Source organism: Fundidesulfovibrio putealis DSM 16056 (assembly GCF_000429325.1).
Lineage (GTDB): Bacteria > Desulfobacterota > Desulfovibrionia > Desulfovibrionales > Desulfovibrionaceae > Fundidesulfovibrio > Fundidesulfovibrio putealis.
In genome coordinates this window covers 151,399-167,043 of record NZ_KE386886.1, presented here as the reverse complement: position 1 = coordinate 167,043, position 15,645 = coordinate 151,399, and the positions used below count along the sequence as shown (strand labels likewise).

Annotated in this window: 16 protein-coding genes; 6 read left to right on the top strand and 10 right to left on the bottom strand. The window is 63.3% G+C overall.

What is annotated here, in order from left to right; all coding sequences use genetic code 11:
• Positions 1-12: 12 nt before the first annotated feature.
• Complete coding sequence (locus tag G453_RS28265) at positions 13-1,260, bottom strand: HD-GYP domain-containing protein (RefSeq protein ID WP_169725387.1); 1,248 nt, start codon at positions 1,258-1,260, stop codon at positions 13-15.
• 160 nt (positions 1,261-1,420) lie between these two features.
• Here G453_RS28265 and G453_RS0120905 point away from each other — a divergent pair, with 160 nt between their 5' ends.
• The gene (locus G453_RS0120905; RefSeq protein ID WP_169725386.1) at positions 1,421-3,697 is read left to right on the top strand and encodes a PTS sugar transporter subunit IIC/EAL domain-containing protein; all 2,277 of its coding nucleotides are present in this window, start codon (positions 1,421-1,423) and stop codon (positions 3,695-3,697) included.
• A 16-nt stretch (positions 3,698-3,713) separates the two neighbouring features.
• Here G453_RS0120905 and G453_RS0120900 read toward each other — a convergent pair whose 3' ends face one another.
• A complete protein-coding gene (locus G453_RS0120900) occupies positions 3,714-4,514 on the bottom strand; it encodes a MogA/MoaB family molybdenum cofactor biosynthesis protein (protein ID WP_027192603.1) in 801 nt (266 codons plus the stop codon).
• 79 nt (positions 4,515-4,593) lie between these two features.
• Between G453_RS0120900 and rfbA the strand changes: the two genes are divergently transcribed.
• Both rfbA and argJ read left to right on the top strand, forming a co-directional pair.
• Positions 4,594-5,475 carry a glucose-1-phosphate thymidylyltransferase RfbA gene (gene rfbA / locus G453_RS0120895; RefSeq protein WP_027192602.1) on the top strand — a complete coding sequence of 294 codons (882 nt, stop codon included), beginning with the start codon at positions 4,594-4,596 and terminating at the stop codon, positions 5,473-5,475.
• A 1-nt stretch (position 5,476) separates the two neighbouring features.
• The gene (argJ, locus tag G453_RS0120890; RefSeq protein WP_027192601.1) at positions 5,477-6,670 is read left to right on the top strand and encodes a bifunctional glutamate N-acetyltransferase/amino-acid acetyltransferase ArgJ; all 1,194 of its coding nucleotides are present in this window, start codon (positions 5,477-5,479) and stop codon (positions 6,668-6,670) included.
• 259 nt (positions 6,671-6,929) lie between these two features.
• On the opposite strand, the gene G453_RS28260 is transcribed toward argJ, so the two are convergent.
• The 4 genes from G453_RS28260 to G453_RS28255 all read right to left on the bottom strand — a co-directional run bounded on the left by G453_RS28260 (position 6,930) and on the right by G453_RS28255 (position 9,528).
• Complete coding sequence (locus tag G453_RS28260; protein ID WP_156921048.1) at positions 6,930-7,382, bottom strand: hypothetical protein; 453 nt, start codon at positions 7,380-7,382, stop codon at positions 6,930-6,932.
• Positions 7,383-7,467: 85 nt separating this feature from the next.
• Positions 7,468-7,980, bottom strand: coding sequence for a hypothetical protein (locus G453_RS0120880; RefSeq protein WP_027192599.1), 513 nt, complete (start codon positions 7,978-7,980; stop codon positions 7,468-7,470).
• Positions 7,981-8,182: 202 nt separating this feature from the next.
• Positions 8,183-8,989: a hypothetical protein gene (locus tag G453_RS0120875; protein ID WP_027192598.1), complete on the bottom strand. Its 807-nt coding sequence runs from the start codon at positions 8,987-8,989 to the stop codon at positions 8,183-8,185.
• Positions 8,990-9,033: 44 nt separating this feature from the next.
• On the bottom strand, positions 9,034-9,528 hold the full coding sequence (locus tag G453_RS28255) for a hypothetical protein (RefSeq protein ID WP_156921047.1): 495 nt from the start codon (positions 9,526-9,528) through the stop codon (positions 9,034-9,036).
• Positions 9,529-9,692: 164 nt separating this feature from the next.
• Here G453_RS28255 and G453_RS0120865 point away from each other — a divergent pair, with 164 nt between their 5' ends.
• On the top strand, positions 9,693-10,439 hold the full coding sequence (locus tag G453_RS0120865) for a DUF547 domain-containing protein (protein WP_027192596.1): 747 nt from the start codon (positions 9,693-9,695) through the stop codon (positions 10,437-10,439).
• On the opposite strand, the gene G453_RS25685 is transcribed toward G453_RS0120865, so the two are convergent.
• From G453_RS25685 to G453_RS0120850, 3 genes are all read right to left on the bottom strand, one after another.
• Positions 10,412-11,197, bottom strand: a complete 786-nt coding sequence (locus G453_RS25685) for a TIGR04282 family arsenosugar biosynthesis glycosyltransferase (RefSeq protein WP_205620094.1) — start codon at positions 11,195-11,197, stop codon at positions 10,412-10,414. The two genes, G453_RS0120865 and G453_RS25685, sit on opposite strands and share 28 nt — an antisense overlap.
• 313 nt (positions 11,198-11,510) lie before the next feature.
• A complete protein-coding gene (gene arsS, locus G453_RS0120855; RefSeq protein WP_027192595.1) occupies positions 11,511-12,452 on the bottom strand; it encodes an arsenosugar biosynthesis radical SAM (seleno)protein ArsS in 942 nt (313 codons plus the stop codon).
• Positions 12,449-13,162 carry a TIGR04283 family arsenosugar biosynthesis glycosyltransferase gene (locus G453_RS0120850; protein ID WP_027192594.1) on the bottom strand — a complete coding sequence of 238 codons (714 nt, stop codon included), beginning with the start codon at positions 13,160-13,162 and terminating at the stop codon, positions 12,449-12,451. The genes arsS and G453_RS0120850 overlap by 4 nt, the downstream gene beginning before the upstream one ends.
• 103 nt (positions 13,163-13,265) lie before the next feature.
• Between G453_RS0120850 and G453_RS0120845 the strand changes: the two genes are divergently transcribed.
• Complete coding sequence (locus G453_RS0120845; RefSeq protein WP_027192593.1) at positions 13,266-13,961, top strand: type 1 glutamine amidotransferase; 696 nt, start codon at positions 13,266-13,268, stop codon at positions 13,959-13,961.
• Positions 13,962-14,003: 42 nt separating this feature from the next.
• Positions 14,004-14,534 carry a pyridoxamine 5'-phosphate oxidase family protein gene (locus tag G453_RS25680; protein ID WP_084502645.1) on the top strand — a complete coding sequence of 177 codons (531 nt, stop codon included), beginning with the start codon at positions 14,004-14,006 and terminating at the stop codon, positions 14,532-14,534.
• 49 nt (positions 14,535-14,583) lie between these two features.
• On the opposite strand, the gene G453_RS25675 is transcribed toward G453_RS25680, so the two are convergent.
• Entirely contained in the window at positions 14,584-15,645 is a 1,062-nt protein-coding gene (locus G453_RS25675; RefSeq protein ID WP_051272718.1) for a glycosyltransferase family 2 protein, read from the bottom strand.

The window sequence follows — 15,645 nt, the reverse complement described above, 5'->3', positions numbered from 1 at the left end:
GCGTCTTCGGCCCTAGGGGGCAATACCCGAGGTGAAGCGATCGAAGTCGGCCAGGGCCTGGGCCTGGGCGTGGCGGCGCGCGGCGTCCAGGTCGTGGCGGCGCGCGGAGATGAGGCTCACCACGTCGGGGTCCAGGATGTAACGATCCGCCTGATCCTCCAGGATCGAGACGATGCGCGAGATTTCCATGCCGGGCCGGTAGGGGCGGTCCTCGCCCAGGGCGGTGAACACGTCGGAAACGGCCAGCACGCGCGACGGCAGGCTGATCTGGGAGGCATGCCTGCCGTAGGGGTAGCCCTGGCCGTCCAGGCGCTCGTGGTGCTCCACCACCAGCTTGGCCACGCCCGCAAGCCCGGTGGGGCCGGAGAGGGCGTGGTAGCCGTGTTCGGCGTGGCGCTGCATGGTGATCATCTCGTCCCTGCTCAGAGCGGCTGGCTTCATGATGATCTCCGCCGGAACGCCCAGCTTGCCCAGGTCGTGCAGTTCGCTGGCCACTTCCAGGCAGTCGCGTTCATCGCCGCCAAGGTGCAGCTCGCGGGCCAGGAGCATGGTGGTGGCGGCCACCCCGCGCGAGTGGGTGGCGGTGAACCGGCAGCGGAAGTCGATCACCTGGCTGAACAAGCGGGCTAGGCGGGAGACCTCGCGGCCCGAAAGCTCCGGGTTGTGCTCATCGGGAACTGCCAGGCAGCCGTGGCTGGCGGAGCTGGAGGCGGTCTTTTCCAGAAACCCGTCAGGCCCGGCCAGGGTCTCCAGGGCTTCCACCCACCAGGGGTTGAACATGCGCCCCGAGGCGGAGCGGATTTTTCTCAGCAGGACGTCGCGGTCGAAGCCTTTTCCAGGCGCGCGCGGCAGGAGCGTGTCCACCCGGTCGGCCAGACAGAGGAGGTTCCCCAGTTCGAGCTCCGGCGTCAGCACCGGCGGGCGCTGGCCGGTCTTGCTCCACAGGCAGTGGTGCGAGCGGACCATGTCGGCGGCGCGGCTGAACTCCGGGTAGGCGCGCAGCAGGCGGTAGCCGATTTCGGGGTGGGTCTGGTCGTCGGATTCGAAGGACAGGGCGTCGATGCGGCCCTTGAGGGAAAATGCGCCGATGTCGTGGAGCATGCCCGCCAGGGCAAGGTCCGCGCATTCGCGGCCAGGAAGCCCGGCCACCTCGGCCAGTCTGGAGGCTATGGCCCCCACGCGCAGATGGTGCCCCGCCACCTCCGGGCTGACCAGGTCCATGGCGCTGGACAAACACCCGACCATGTCGAAAAGCCGCATGCTCACATCATTACTCCGGTACAACTCGGACAGACTAAACATTTTGGTGCGCCCATGGCAAGCATGCGGTTGCGCGGCATATCAAGAAGGCGACGCATATAGGCTGCATCCCGACGGTGGTGGAATAGATTGCCTCCCGGACGTATTTCGAGCATGGAGAATGCCCACCGACGCATCGCTTTTGTGCGTCGCGTCGCGCAAATCAAGACGATACGGCCTGGAGACGGCAGTGGAGAACGGGCAGGAGCGGAGCCGGAGCGGCCGGTGGTCCGGGCTTTTCAATCAGCAGATGGCGGAAATGGCCTCGGCGCTGGGGGAACGCCCGTTTTTCCTGGCGATACAGCGCGGGCTGACCTTGGTCCTGCCGCTGGTCATGGCAGGGTCCGTGGCGCTCCTGGTTCGGGATTTTCCCTTCCCCTCGTTGCAGACAGGGCTGGACGGCCTGTTTGGCGTCCACTGGCGCACCCTTTGCGACAACCTCATCCGGGGCTCGTTCGGCATCGCGTCCCTGGCGGTGCTGTGCTCTTTCGGCTACAGTCTGGCCTCCCTCAGCAACCAGCGTTTTCCCGCCCGCCACGTGAGCGCCGGGATGTCCGCGACCATCGTCCTCTCCTGTTTCTTCGTCATCACTGCGCCCTCGGACGTCTCGGCCTTGCGCGATTTCATGTCGTTGGACAGGGGGCTTTTGGTGGCGCTCCTGGTCGCGGCAGTGAGCGGCGAACTGTTCCTGCGGTTGGCCCGGTCGCGCTGGCTGCGCCTGCCGCTCTCCGCCGCCGGGCAGGACCCCGTGGTCCACGACGTGCTGACGGCAATGCCCGCTGGCATGATCGTCATCTTCCTGTTCGGCCTGGCGCGCATCGGGCTGGACCTGTCCGGGGCTGCCAACCTGAACGCCGTGGCCCAGGCGGTGCTGGTGGACATGTTCCAGGGGGAAGGCGACGGCCTCGCCCAGGGTCTGGCTTACACGGGCCTGGCGCAGGTGTTCTGGTTCTTCGGCGCGCACGGCCCCAACATCCTGTATCAGGTGGAACACTCCATCCTGGTCCCCGCGGCCCTGGACAACATGGGCGCGGCAGCCGCCGGGCTGGTCCCGCCTTTCGTCGTCACCAAGCCGTTCCTGGACGCCTTCGCCATGATCGGCGGTTCAGGCAGCACGTTGTGCCTCATCGCGGCCATCCTTCTCAGGGGCAGGGACGGCGGCAGCCGCAAGCTGTGCCTGTTCGCGCTGGCTCCGGCACTGTGCAACGTCAACGAGCCCATTCTCTTCGGCCTCCCCCTGGTGTTCAATCCGGTCTACGCCGTGGCCTTCCTGGCCGCGCCGCTTATCCAGACGCTGTGCGCCTACGCGGCCACTGTGCTGGACCTGGTTCCCCGGACCATCGCGGCCACCTCCTGGACCGCGCCCGTGTTCCTGAGCGGCTACGCGACCACCGGGTCCATGGCGGGCGTGGCCATGCAGGCCTTCAATCTGATGCTGGGCACGCTGGTGTACCTGCCTTTCGTGGCCCTGGCCGACCGGGTGCACGAGCGCAGCTACCGCGAGGCGCTCGGGCTGCTGGCCCGCACGGCCTGCGGCGGCGACATGGGGCTTCGGGGCTGCAAATGCCTGGACCGGCCCGGCGCCGAGGGCAGGCTGGCCAAGACTCTGGCCGACGACCTGCTGGACGCCCTGGACAGGGACTCTCAGCTGTTCCTGGAGTATCAGCCGCAGCTTGGGGCGCAGCTTGCGGGCGGGGGCCTGCGGGTGGTGGGCGTGGAGGCGCTGCTGCGCTGGAGGCATCCGGTGCACGGGCTCATCCCGCCCCCGGTCACGGTGGCCCTGGCCGAGGACGCGGGCGTTATCGACCGGCTCGGCCTGTGGGTCCTGAAGGAGGCCTGCGCCCAGCGCTCGGCCTGGAGCGTGCTGGCCGGAGAGGGGGTCGTGATGTCCGTGAACATGTCGCCCCGGCAGTTCCAGGAGGCGCAGCTGGCGCAAAAGGTGGAGTCTGTTCTGGCCGCCAACGGCCTCGGCCCCGGCGTGCTGGAGCTTGAGATCACCGAATCGGTGGCGCTCCTGCCGGACGCGCGCACCCTGGCCACCCTGCGCCGCCTGCGGGAATCGGGTGTGCGGGTGGCCATCGACGATTTCGGCATGGGGCATGCCTCGCTGCGCTACCTGCGGCAGTTCCCGGTGGACGTCCTCAAGCTGGACCGCTCCCTGACCATGGACTCGCCCAACGGGGTCAACGGGCACATCATCGCAAGCATCGTCAACCTGAGCGCCAGGATGGGCTACACCCTGGTGGTGGAAGGGGTCGAGACCCTGGAGCAGTACCTGCGCTTCCGGGCCATGGGGTGCACGGTGTTCCAGGGCTTATATTTCAGCAGGTCCCTCTCGGGCGAGAAGTGCCTGGAGTACATCCTGGCCCAGGACAAGGCTACGCCGCACACCGCCTGAACGCGTAGTCTGAACCCTATATCGTCCCGCAGTCCCCCTGGTCGCCCTGGCACTTCTCGATGGCGTGCTCCATGGCGGGCAGCACGGCGGCCAGCGTCTCGCGGACGCCCTTGGGCGAGCCGGGCAGGTTCACAATCAGGCAGTTCCCCAGAAATCCCGCCATGGCGCGCGAGATCACCGCGCGCGGCGTGGACTGAATCCCCGCAAGGGCCATGGCCGTCTCGAAGCCGGGCAGGCGCTTTTCCAGCACCGCCATGGTGGCCTCCGGCGTGATGTCGCGCGGGCCGACCCCGGTGCCGCCGGTGGTCACCACGATGTCGAAGCGCTGGGTCAGGGCAAGATCGGTCAGCAGGGCCTTCAGGCGGCGCGTATCGTCAGGCAGGATGTGCCCCTGGATCACCGACAGGCCGAGCTCCGCCGCCACCATGTCGCCGATCAGCGGCCCGGACGAATCATCCCGCAGTCCCGCCGCGCCCTTGTCCGAGAGCGTCACCCAGGCCAGGCTGAAGCCGCCGGTCCAGGCGGAGAAGGTCGACGCGCCGGCAGGCAGGAACACCTCTTCCAGGGCGTCGGCCATGATGACGTCCATGGCCGGGGACGCGCCCCCTTCCGCCCAGCGCATGCGGCCCGCCACCTGGAACATGGGGGTGTCGCTCATGCGGCCAAGATACGCCCCGACGCCGAGCATCGGCAGCTCCCCCACTGCGGGAAGCACGGGGGACAGGCCGCCCGACGGAGCGCCCGATGCCATGAACACGCGCTGGCCCGGAAATATGGTCGTATCCTGGGCAATGGCGAGAAGAACCGACTCTCTCATGAGAAACCACCTTGACGGTTGCAAATTTGGCGGGCATGGGCCACAAAACTTCTTTAAGAAAACACAAACGAGGACATGCATGAAAGGCATCATCCTGGCCGGCGGCTCAGGCACGAGACTCTACCCCATCACCAGAGTCGTCAGCAAGCAGCTCCTGCCCGTCTACGACAAGCCCATGATCTACTACCCCCTGTCCGTGCTCATGCTGGCGGGCGTGCGGGAAATCATGATCATCTCCACCCCCGTGGACCTTCCCCGTTTCGAGGAGATGCTGGGCGACGGCTCGTGGCTTGGCCTCAATATCCAGTACAAGGTGCAGCCCAAGCCCGAGGGGCTGGCCCAGGCCTTCATCCTGGGCGAGGAGTTCATCGCGGGCGACAAGGTCTGCCTGGTGCTTGGCGACAACATCTTCTACGGCCAGGGCATGGCCAAGGTGCTGCAACGCTGCGCCCAGCTGGACCAGGGCGGCGTGGTCTTCGGCTACAAGGTCCGCGACCCCGAACGCTACGGCGTGGTGGAGTTCGACCAGGACAAGAACGTCATCTCCATCGAGGAGAAGCCCTCCAAGCCCAAGAGCAAGTACGCCGTGACCGGCCTGTACTTCTACGACAACCAGGTGGTGGAGATCTCCAAGAACCTGAAGCCCTCGCCGCGCGGCGAACTCGAGATCACCGACGTGAACAACGAGTACCTGAAGCGCGGCCAGCTCAAGGTGGAGTTCCTGGGACGCGGCTTCGCCTGGCTGGACACCGGCACCCACGAGTCGCTGCACCACGCGGCCAGCTTCGTGCAGGCCATCCAGGACCGCCAGGGGCTCAAGGTCTCCTGCCTGGAGGAGATCGCCTTCCGCATGGGCTACATTTCCGACGCCGACCTGGAGCATCTGGCCCAGGACATGCTCAAGAACTCGTACGGCCAGTACCTCATGGAAGTCGTGCGCGAAGCCAGGGGAGAGCAGTAACATGGAAAAAACCGTACCCGTTCCCAAAGGATTTTCCTTCGCCACCCACGACGCGGGCTTCCGCTACCAGGGCCGCGACGACCTGGCGCTCATCGTCTCCGACCGGCCCGCAGCCGGAGCGGGCGTGTTCACCAAGAACCTGTTCCAGGCCGCGCCCGTGCTGGTGGCCCGCGAGAACCTGGATAATTCCGAAAGCATCCGGGCCTTCCTGGTGAATGCTGGGCAGGCCAACGCCTGCACCGGAGCCGAGGGCGAGGCCAACTGCCGCGAGACCCTCGAGCTGGTGGCCGAGCGCCTGGGAATCTCCGCAGGCGAGATCCTGCCCGCCTCCACGGGCGTCATCGGGCCGCAGCTCAAGATGGACCTGTGGCGCGCCGAAGTCCCGGCCCTTGCCGCCAAGCTCGGGCAGGCCGGTCCCCTGGACGCCGCCAAGGCCATCAAGACCACCGACGCCTTCACCAAGATCGCCTGGGGCTCCGTCGAGATCGACGGGCGCGAAATCCGCCTCGTGGGCATCGCCAAGGGCGCGGGCATGATCTGCCCCAACATGGCCACCATGCTCGGCTTCGTGGCCTGCGACGCCAAGGTGGAGCCCGCCCAGTGGCAGGAGATGCTGGCCGCCGCCGTGGACGCCAGCTTCAACGCCATCACCGTGGACGGCGACACCTCCACCAACGACTGCGTGCTGGCCATGGCCAACGGCGCGTCCGGCGTGGACGTCCACTCCGAGGACGAGCTTGCCGTGCTTGGCGCAGCCATGAACGAACTCTGCCAGGCACTGGCCTACATGATCGTGGAGGACGCCGAGGGCGGCACCAAGATCATCCGCGTGCACGTCACCGGCGCGGAAGACCACATGGACGCCGAGCTCTGCGCCCGCGCCGTGGGGCATTCGCCCCTGGTCAAGACCGCCATGTTCGGGCGCGACGCCAACTGGGGCCGCATCGTGGCCGCCGTGGGGCGCTCCGGCGCGCAGTTCGAGCCGGAGAACGTGAGCGTGTCTATCGGGCAGATTCCGGTATTCCTGAACGGACAGCCCGTGGCCGGAGACCTGGACAGCCTGCTGGCCCCGCACATGCGCCGCAGCGAGATCGCCGTGGACATCGACCTGGGAGCCGGAAACGGCGAGTACCTGCTGCTGGCCGCTGACCTGGGCTACGAGTACGTGAAGGTCAACGCGGATTACAGGTCGTAGGGGAGAGAGGCCGGAGTAAGACCGAACCGGGCACCGCCCGGACCCGCAAGGGCTCTGCCCTTGACCCGCCAGGGGAGAAGCCTCCCCTGGACCCGGCTATGGGCTTCGCGGGATGGAGCGGGTGTGTTGGAATAGTGCGAAAGATTAAGGGGAAGCGCGAGAGATCGCGCTTCCCCTTTTGTGTTGGCGGGGTGGAGAGGCGGTCAATGGAGTGCGCCGACATTCACCGATGTTTGCTCTGTCGCTACGATGTTAAGTGCTATTTCTTTAGTATCATAAAGTTAAGCTTGGCTTCTGTCATTCGCGCCCAATCCTTGTCTTTCATGGTGGTAATTTTGTGTGTTATGATTCTTGTCAGTTCATAGTCGCCTTTGACGTTGTAAATCTTGCTGGCTTGCATGTCTTTGAGAATGTCGACTATTAACCAGGTTTCCATGTCTTCTGTGTTTGATATAATTTTTCGCTTCAAAAACTCAATCGACTCTTCTGGTTTGTCATAGAGCACTGGTGGGAAAACTGACATTGAGCCGGTGGTAATGTTTATGCACATATAATAAGAATATCGCGATTCAATGTCGGGGAATACTGTTTGAATATATCCAGCTTCGTCTTTTTCAAGCGTATGCTGTGTAGTCCATTGCTTACACCGATTGTCAAATTTGCTATAATCGACATGGTGCCAGAAACAGCCGTGAAGTGTTGTCATGGTCATTGATAAGGTGATTATAGTGTCATACGAACATTCATCGTGTTTGTTCCAGATTTTCTGGTATTTTCGTTGTTGAATTGTCGCTGTCTCATTTGTTCACGGTCTTCTGGGTCCCGGAGCTTGTTATGTATCTGATCATTTTTTCTGCGTCTTCTTTGAAAATTTCACTTGTGATTCTTGAGACGCTGTTTTTCATGATTGAAATCATCTCCTCGTCTTTCGAAACATTATATGATCCAGAAAAGTGTAGTTCATAAATAATGCCGAATGATTTCCAGTATTCCCAGCTTCCTTTGCATGTTGGGAGTTTTTCCTTCAGCATTTTAATCGTTGGGGTTGGAATGTCGTTGAAGACGTCGTCGCCAATAGCAAATGTTGCCGTTATTCTGTTGATGCATATATAGTAACTGTAACGTGTTTCGGCGTCTGGGATAGACAGTATGAACTCCTTGCTTCTGTCGTATTCTGCATAGTATTGCTTGACCCAGCCTTTGCACCTTGGGTCAAGGTTTTTGTAGCTTGCTGAATATAGAAAACATCCGCTGGAGATGGTTGCGAATGTGACGAATACGAGTAATATAATCGCGTTTGATTTTTTCATAAGCATTCCGTTGTCTGGGGGACATCTCGGTTGAATTGTTGCCGCCAAAGCGTGCATACTATTTATATATTTTATGCGAATTTTATATATTGCCGCGTTGCGCGTCAAGTCTGACGGACTTCAAATGTCGAGCGTCCTGGCCAGGCACATGCTTCTGGCCAGGACTGTTTAGGGGCTTGGTGGTATCTCTGTCGCTACTCAGTTACTCGGTGAGATCCTTCTCTTCGACGGGCTGCCGCTGCGGTGTCTCATTGGTTGTAGGTGGAACTTGTGCATAACGACCAGTTCCAGCAATTCTTTGGGCCTCGTCTTCCCATTTGCTGTCTTCATACCCTTTGAGAAGGCCCTCAAGCAAATATCCTGGACGTGTCATATTGTCCTGGAATTGCCCGGAATGAATCGCTTCTTCTTTGAGTATGTTAAAGTGCTTAGGGTTGTTCTCCGGGTCGAAATTCGGATCATTATGGTAAATGTGATTCTCCAAGGTGATCGCTTGTTTGTCACCGGGCATGTACCAAGGCGTTTTCCCCCGATAGAGCTTGAGAGAGTCGAGGTCCATGTCTTTGAACCTGGTATCATTCAACTCTGACCGGAGCCTATCCTTCAACTCCGGCGACAATTGAGAACCGCCCCTTCCGCGTACCGCCACGCTTTCAGGATCATAAGGTTCATTCATCGGCCCAGCTTCGCTTTCCCGCACGGTCCCTTGCTCCAACTGCCGTTTCTTCTCCCTGATTCTGTCGTTTTTGCCAAATGGCTCTTCCTCGGCTGCATTCGAAAGCGTACCGCCGCTGCTCTGCCCTCCACCGCTCATATTCACCATCTTCGCCTGGGCCATGCCCTGGACCGGATCGCCGTCTGTTGCCAGCGTCTGCTGGTAAAGCGGTTTGTAAGCGTTCAGGACACCGGTGAACTTGCCAGGATCGGTGAAAAGGCTCGGCCCTGCCGCACCGGGATGCGAACCGAACAGGTCGTCATCGTTGGAGGATGTGTTGCCGAAAAATCCCATGTTAGTCTCCTTTAGTGGGTGATTTGAAGGCTTGTCGCCTCAGTTCATTTTCCGCTGTGATTGGGCGCGTGAAGAGTGAGTTCCACATCCTCGGCCAGCTTGCGAAGCGAAGCGTAAAACCTGACGAACGCATGAGGATGTGCCGCAAGGCCCTGTTCGAGGGCTCTGACGGCAGCTTTGGACAGCTTGGGAAGAATCCATTCCAGAATGTGCATGGAGCGCTCAAAGAGGGGGTCTGTACGGCGCAGATGGTCGAGTTTGCGGCGTCTTACCTGGTCGCGCTTGTGTTTCTGTTCCAGATGGAATGCGGGCAGAAAGCGCCTGAGCATTTCGGGTTCGAGAGCGCGCAGGATTTCCCACACCCTTCGCCGGGCGTGATCAGCAGGCGCAGGGCCAAGAGGCGCGACGAACGATTGGCGGTGGTTGGCCCCGTTGAAGTGTGCTGTCAGTCCTTGGTCTTGGAAAAGGTCAGAGAGTACGGCCTTCAGAGGAGGAAATGCGGTGTGAGTTGCGTTGTTTCCGGTTGTTCGATGGTGCATTGTAAGAATCTCCTGGTGATTTTGACCCGCCACGGCGAGTCGATAACCAGGCATTCTCTCCAGAAAAGAAAATGCATCAACCCACATAGCGCTATGTGGGGAGCAATCTGGATTATTGTGGATCTTGTGTTGTCTGGGCAGGCAAGATCAGCGAGGATGCCCCCATGATACCCAAACTACTGCTCTCGACCTTAGCAACCTGTCTCCTCCTGGCCGCAGCACCCGCCCAAGCGCAGCCGGTGGACAGCGCCCTCTTCGCGCAGGTGCTCGCCAAGCACGTTCACAACGGCATCGTGGACTATACCGGCCTCAAGGCCGACCCATCCAGGCTCGACGCCTATCTGGCGCAGCTGGCCGCCGCCGACCTGCCATCGCTCCCCGAGCGCGAGCGCTTCGCCGCGTACATCAACCTCTACAACGCCGCGACCATAAGGCTCATCCTGGACCATTTCCCCGTGGCCTCCATCCGGGACATCGGCGGCCTGTTCGGCTCGCCCTGGAAGCTTCCCGTGGTGCGCACCTGCGCCGGGACCATCACCTTGGACGCGCTGGAGCACGAGATCCTGCGCAAGCAGTTCAAGGACCCAAGGCTCCACGCAGCCATCAACTGCGCGTCCAAGGGCTGTCCGCCGCTCTTGCCCGAGCCCTACGAAGCCGCTCGCCTGGACGAACAGCTGGACCGGGCCGCGCGGGCCTTCGTGCGAACGCCTGACCGGGCGCGTCTCACGGGGGACACGCTCTTCGTGAGTGCAATTTTCGATTGGTTCGAGGCGGATTTCGGCGGGGCGGACGGGGTGATCGCGTTCGTAGCGCGCCACGCGGACCCCGCCCTCCGAGACGCTCTTGCCGCACACGGCGGCAAGGTCAAATTGAAGTATCTTCCCTACGACTGGTCTTTGAACGGTTCCTGACCGAGCAGCGCCCCGGCCACTGCCAGCGTCCTCCGGGCGACTCCCGCCGGACGCGCCCGCACCAACGCACGCAAATCTTCCAGTGTGTCGATGTCCGCCAGTTCCGGCAACGTCGCCGGTTGCAGCGGCTGCATGACGCCCATGGTTATCCCGAACAGCTCCGGCGTGCTCCAGGGCATGCTCTCGAACGCCTGCGGCAAATAGCTCTTTCTGCCGAATCCAATGGTCCAATAGCCGCCGTCAGGGCTTGGGCCGATCAGGGCCGGTTCCGACCGCATAAGCCGCACCAGTGATTTCGCGTGCCAATGCGACAGCACGGCGATGTCCGACCCGATGCAGGCCGCAGCCGTATACTCCGCGCCAAACGCCCACTCGAACGCAGCGCGCATCCTGTCGCCCAGGTTGCCATGGCACTGCGGCACGTACACACGCCCGTCGCCCAGCCACGCCCGCATTTCTCCGATGCCCTCTCCCGGCTCCACAAAGAACGCGATATCCGCGCCGCAGCCGTCCAGGCTGTCCAGCATGTCCTCGACGAACGCCTTGTACAGCGCGAGCGCCGCATCGTGGCCGACCTCGCGGGCCAGCCGGGTTTTGACTTTGCCGTGCAGCGGCGCGCGCAGCATGAAGAGCAGGCAGATTTTGTTTGTCATGGGTGCAAGATCGCCTTCGGCGGCCAGAGAGGAAGCTTTTTGGAAATTCGTGTGACTCGGGCCGTCCTGGCCTTCGCCCTTTGGGCGCTGCTTTGCAGCGTCCAACATTTCTTCCTGAAAAGTTGTCCCCTCTGGATTCTCCTTCAAAAACGTATAAGCAGCTATGCGTCCCAGCGCGCAAAGCTTCGATTGGTCCGGCGCTGGGGGTTGTCCCATCCACGCCATGCGCGGCGGGCTTGAACCGATTTGAAGACGATTCGTCGCCCGCCGCGCATGGCGCGTCCGTGACAACCCCCAACACCGGCCAAAGCTTGCCCACACGTATGCGAAGCACACTGAGGGTCCAGGGGGATCATCCCCCTGGCGGGTGCAGGGCGGAGCCCTGCCAGGGTCTGGGACGGAGTCCCAGTTCTCCTCCTCACGCCAAGGTCCCTGCGCAGCTGGACCCGGCCCCGGCAGTGCAGCCGAGACAGTGCGGCCCGGTGACGATGACGCGCGCGGCCAGCGCTTGCTGGTCGAAATCGCGGATGTGGTCGGGCGCGCCGTGGTTGATCTTGAGGCCAAGCGCCTGGTTGAAGTCGCAGTCGTAGAGCGTGCCGTCCCAGCCGATGTTCACCTGCTTGCGGCACATGAGGCCGGGGAGGGTGTCGGGGTTGAATGTATCGCGCAACAGCTGCCAGTAGCCGTCGGCCTGACCCTTGGCTTCGAGCTCTTCGAGATAGCGTCCCAGGGGCATGTTGGTGATGGTCAACAGGTTGGAGAAGATGACGCCGTGCTTGGCCAACTCGGCGCGGTAGGCGTCCTCCAGGCCTTTCTGGGCGGGGGGGAGATAAGGCCCGAGGGGATGGTTGAACACGAGGTCCAGGCGCGGGCCTTCGGGTTGGGTATAACCAAGGGCGTTCAGGCGGCGCATGGCGGCGATGACCTTGGCGTGCACGCCGGGGCCGCGCATGGGGTCAACGTTCTCCTGAAGATAGCAGGGCAGCGAGGCCACGAGGTCGATGCCAAGGGAGGAGTAAAGATCGAAGAAGTGCTCGAAACCGGGCTCCATGAGGATGGCCAGATTGGAGCGCACCTGAAGGGGGAGGCCTGCGGCGTGCAGACGGCGCAGGAAGGCCGGGAGATGCGGGTTGAACTCCGGCGAACCTCCGGTGATGTCCACCACGCGGGGGCGCACGGCCTCGGCGGTGGCGGCGATGGCGTCCAGGGTGGCGGCGTCCATGAGCTCGCTACGCGAGGGGCCTGCTTCCAGATGGCAATGCGAGCAGGACAGGTTGCACTTGAGGCCCACGTTCACCTGGAGCACGTCCAGCCCGGTGGCGGCGAGGTCGCCCCCGGCAAGTTCGTCGAACACGTTCATGATGATTCCTCCGTATGGGGGCGCGTCCGGTGCAGCGGCGCAAGGCGCTCGGGCGGGACGCCCAGGATGTACAGGATGATGATGGCCCAGTTGATGAAGGTGCGCCGCCAGACGCCTTCGGATTCCCAGCGGCGCGGCGAGGTGACGGCGCGGCCTTTGGCGAAGCCGATGCGCATCCCGGCGCGGCGCAGGCGGCGCATGAGGTCAACGTCCTCCAGCACGGGCAGGTCGGCGTAGCCGCCCAGGGCCTGGAAGGCCGTGCGGGTGAGGAACACGGCCTGGTCGCCGTAGGGGGTGCGCGTCAGGCGCGAGCGCAGGGTGGCGGCCCAGGCGATCAGGCGAAGCGAGAAACGGGTGGAGCGAATGGCCAGGTCGAAGGCCCCGCCGACGCGCGCGGGGTCGGAAAGAACGGCTTCCATGGCCTCGAAGGCTCCGGCGGGCAGCGTGCTGTCCGCGTGCAGGAAGACCAGCACGTCTCCGGATGCCTTGCGGGCCGCGGCGTTCATCTGGCGGGCGCGTCCGCGCGGTGCGGGCACGGCCAGCACGCCGGGGCGGTCCAGCGCGGCCAGGGTGGTGCGCTGCGGATGGCCGTCGGCCACCAGTATCTCCACCCGGCGACCGTAGCCCACGGTGCGGATGTGATCCACCACGCGGTTCACCAGATCCTCTTCGCCGAGGACCGGAACGATTACGGAGAAGGATGGGGACATGCGAAACGGTCTATACCAGCCGGGGCGGTCCCGGTAAAGCGCATCCCGTGCGGACCTTGACGAATCCGTCAAAGAAAGCCACCACGGAGGCAGGAGTCATACCATGCGTATCCAATCCATCGAACATGTTCCTTTCGAGGACCCGGCGGGGATAGCGGTCTGGGCGGCCAAACGCGGTCATGAGCTTGCACGCACGCGGATCTGGGCGAACGACCCGCTGCCCGACCCGCACGAGTACGATCTGCTGACGGTGATGGGCGGCCCCATGAGCGTCCACGACGAGCTGGAGTTCCCGTGGCTGGCCCAGGAGAAGGAGTGCCTGAAGCAGGCCGTGGCCAGGGGCAGGAGCGTGCTTGGCGTGTGCCTGGGCGCGCAGATGCTCTCGCAGATTCTGGGCGGGCAGGTGGGCAGCAACAACCAGCGCGAGATAGGCTGGCATCCGGTGCGGCTGACGCCCTGGGGCGCGGCCAACCCGGCGTTTGCGGGCATCCCGAAGGAGTTCACGGCCTTTCACTGGCACGGCGAGACCTTCTCCGTGCCGCGCGGGGCCTCGCTGCTGGCAGAGAGCGACGCCTGCGCGCAGCAGGCCTTCGCCGTGGGCGCGAAGCTGGTGGGGTTGCAGTTTCATTTCGAGACCACGGCCCAGAGCATGGAGCAGCTGATCGAACACGGGGCCGCCGACCTGGTCGAGGGGCAGTTTGTGCAGACCCCGGAAGAGATGAGGGCGGGGCTCAAGCACCTGGAGGGTCTGGAGGCCATGCTGACCCGCCTTCTGGACAACATGGCGCGCGATATCTGAGTATCAATCGGGGCTGAAAGAATAATCGCAAGGAGCGTTTTTGTGCGTAAGTCCGACCGCGAGATAAAGGATTTCAAACTGGTGGAGGCCCTGTTGCGACGGGCCGAGTACGTGCATCTGGCCATGTGGGACGGCGCGTCGCCGTACGTGGTGCCGGTGAGCTTCGGGTACGAGAACCGCGCGCTGTATTTCCACAGCTCCCACAAGGGGAAAAAGGCCGACTGCCTGCGCGCCTGCGACCGGGTGAGCTTCGACGCGGTGGTGTCCTACTCGCTGGTGCGCCAGACCAAGGCCTGCGACTACACCGCGCACTTCAAGTCCGTGGTGGGCACGGGGCGCGCCGTGGTCGTGGAGGACCCGGCGGAGAAGCAGCGCGGACTGGACCTCATCATGGGACACCTGGGCGGCCCCACCGGCAAATACGACGAGAAGGTCCTGGCGGTCACCTGCGTGGTGCGCGTGGACATCGAGGAGATGACTGGGAAGTCGAACCCCCCCTGGCAGGGCGACGAGCCGGTTTTCGTGGTGGACAGCGTGGGTGGTAGCGAAACCATCATCGCGCCGGGCGATTAGCGAAAACGGCCCGGAATGACGCGAACGCGCCTTTCCGGGCCTTCGAACATCAGGACGGATCGACCGCCTCCAGCCTCTGCGGCCAGGGGGTCCTGTTCAGCTTCAGGCGCGAGAGCCTGAAAAGCCAGTAGCGCAGCCGCAGCTTCCATTCCGGTCCGGGCAGCACGTCGGGGTGCTTGCGGGCCGCCTCGCGTATCTCCTCCCAGGTTCCCACCCGGAAGAGCATGGTCACGAAGTCCTTTCGTCCAAGGATGGGCTTGAAGCGCGCCTTGTTGCCCAGCATGTGGTCGATGATGGCCTGGCGGAACTCGGCGTGCGGGGGGTGCTTGGTCATGCAGCCCACGGAGTTGATGGCCCCCAGCACCGGGTTGGAGCCGAAATTGTTCTCCCCGTGGCGGCGGTAGCAACCGTGGATGGTGGGGATGAGCAGCGAATAGCCGATCAGGTTGGCGAAGTGCGCGATGTAGTAGTCCGCGCAGATGCGGAACGAGCGCGGCTGGTTCTCCAGGATGAGCCGCAGGGTCTCCACCCGGAACATCATGGAGCTGGCCGTGGCCCAGATCCAGAAGCCGCGCTGGAAGGTGGTCTTGCGAACGTATCGGTAGGCGCCCTTGGAGTGGTGGTCCAGGTGCTCGCCTGACACGATGCGCCCCAGGCCGTCTATCTGGTACTGGTTGGAGCTGGTGAAGGCCACGGGCAACCTGCCCAGGTGGGTGTGCAGGTGCACCTCCAGGAAGTCCTCCAGCAGCACGTCGTCGGCGTCCAGAAGCACCGCGAACACGCCCTTGGCCTGGGCCAGCCCGGTCTTGAACCCCTCCATCTGGCCGCCGTTGGCCTCGTGGCGCGCAAAGGCGAAGCGCCCACCGGCTTCGGGCGAGTCCACGAAGGCCTGGATGAGGGCGGGGCTGTCGTCCGTGGAGCAGTCATCCACCACGATGCACTCCCAGTGGGGGTAGGCCTGGCGGGCCACCGAGCGCAGGCAGTCCAGCACGTAGGGGGCGTAGTTGAAGCTGGTGACGATGACGGACACCAGGGGCTTTTCTATTCCAGCCCGGTCCAGGCGCGAATCGGCCAGGGCGGGCGTGAGCGGTATGGTGGCGGCAGGGGTCAT

Coding starts and splice junctions, on each gene's coding strand:
- G453_RS0120880 (WP_027192599.1), bottom strand. CDS start 7,980: ATGAAAAAATCAAACGCGATTATATTACTCGTATTCGTCACATTCGCA.
- G453_RS0120850 (WP_027192594.1), bottom strand. CDS start 13,162: ATGTCCCCATCCTTCTCCGTAATCGTTCCGGTCCTCGGCGAAGAGGAT.
- G453_RS28260 (WP_156921048.1), bottom strand. CDS start 7,382: ATGACCATGACAACACTTCACGGCTGTTTCTGGCACCATGTCGATTAT.
- G453_RS0120900 (WP_027192603.1), bottom strand. CDS start 4,514: ATGAGAGAGTCGGTTCTTCTCGCCATTGCCCAGGATACGACCATATTT.
- G453_RS0120875 (WP_027192598.1), bottom strand. CDS start 8,989: ATGGGATTTTTCGGCAACACATCCTCCAACGATGACGACCTGTTCGGT.
- G453_RS28265 (WP_169725387.1), bottom strand. CDS start 1,260: ATGCGGCTTTTCGACATGGTCGGGTGTTTGTCCAGCGCCATGGACCTG.
- argJ (WP_027192601.1), top strand. CDS start 5,477: ATGGAAAAAACCGTACCCGTTCCCAAAGGATTTTCCTTCGCCACCCAC.
- G453_RS0120905 (WP_169725386.1), top strand. CDS start 1,421: ATGCCCACCGACGCATCGCTTTTGTGCGTCGCGTCGCGCAAATCAAGA.
- arsS (WP_027192595.1), bottom strand. CDS start 12,452: ATGAACGTGTTCGACGAACTTGCCGGGGGCGACCTCGCCGCCACCGGG.
- G453_RS0120845 (WP_027192593.1), top strand. CDS start 13,266: ATGCGTATCCAATCCATCGAACATGTTCCTTTCGAGGACCCGGCGGGG.
- G453_RS28255 (WP_156921047.1), bottom strand. CDS start 9,528: ATGCACCATCGAACAACCGGAAACAACGCAACTCACACCGCATTTCCT.
- G453_RS0120865 (WP_027192596.1), top strand. CDS start 9,693: ATGATACCCAAACTACTGCTCTCGACCTTAGCAACCTGTCTCCTCCTG.
- G453_RS25675 (WP_051272718.1), bottom strand. CDS start 15,645: ATGACCCCTGCCGCCACCATACCGCTCACGCCCGCCCTGGCCGATTCG.
- rfbA (WP_027192602.1), top strand. CDS start 4,594: ATGAAAGGCATCATCCTGGCCGGCGGCTCAGGCACGAGACTCTACCCC.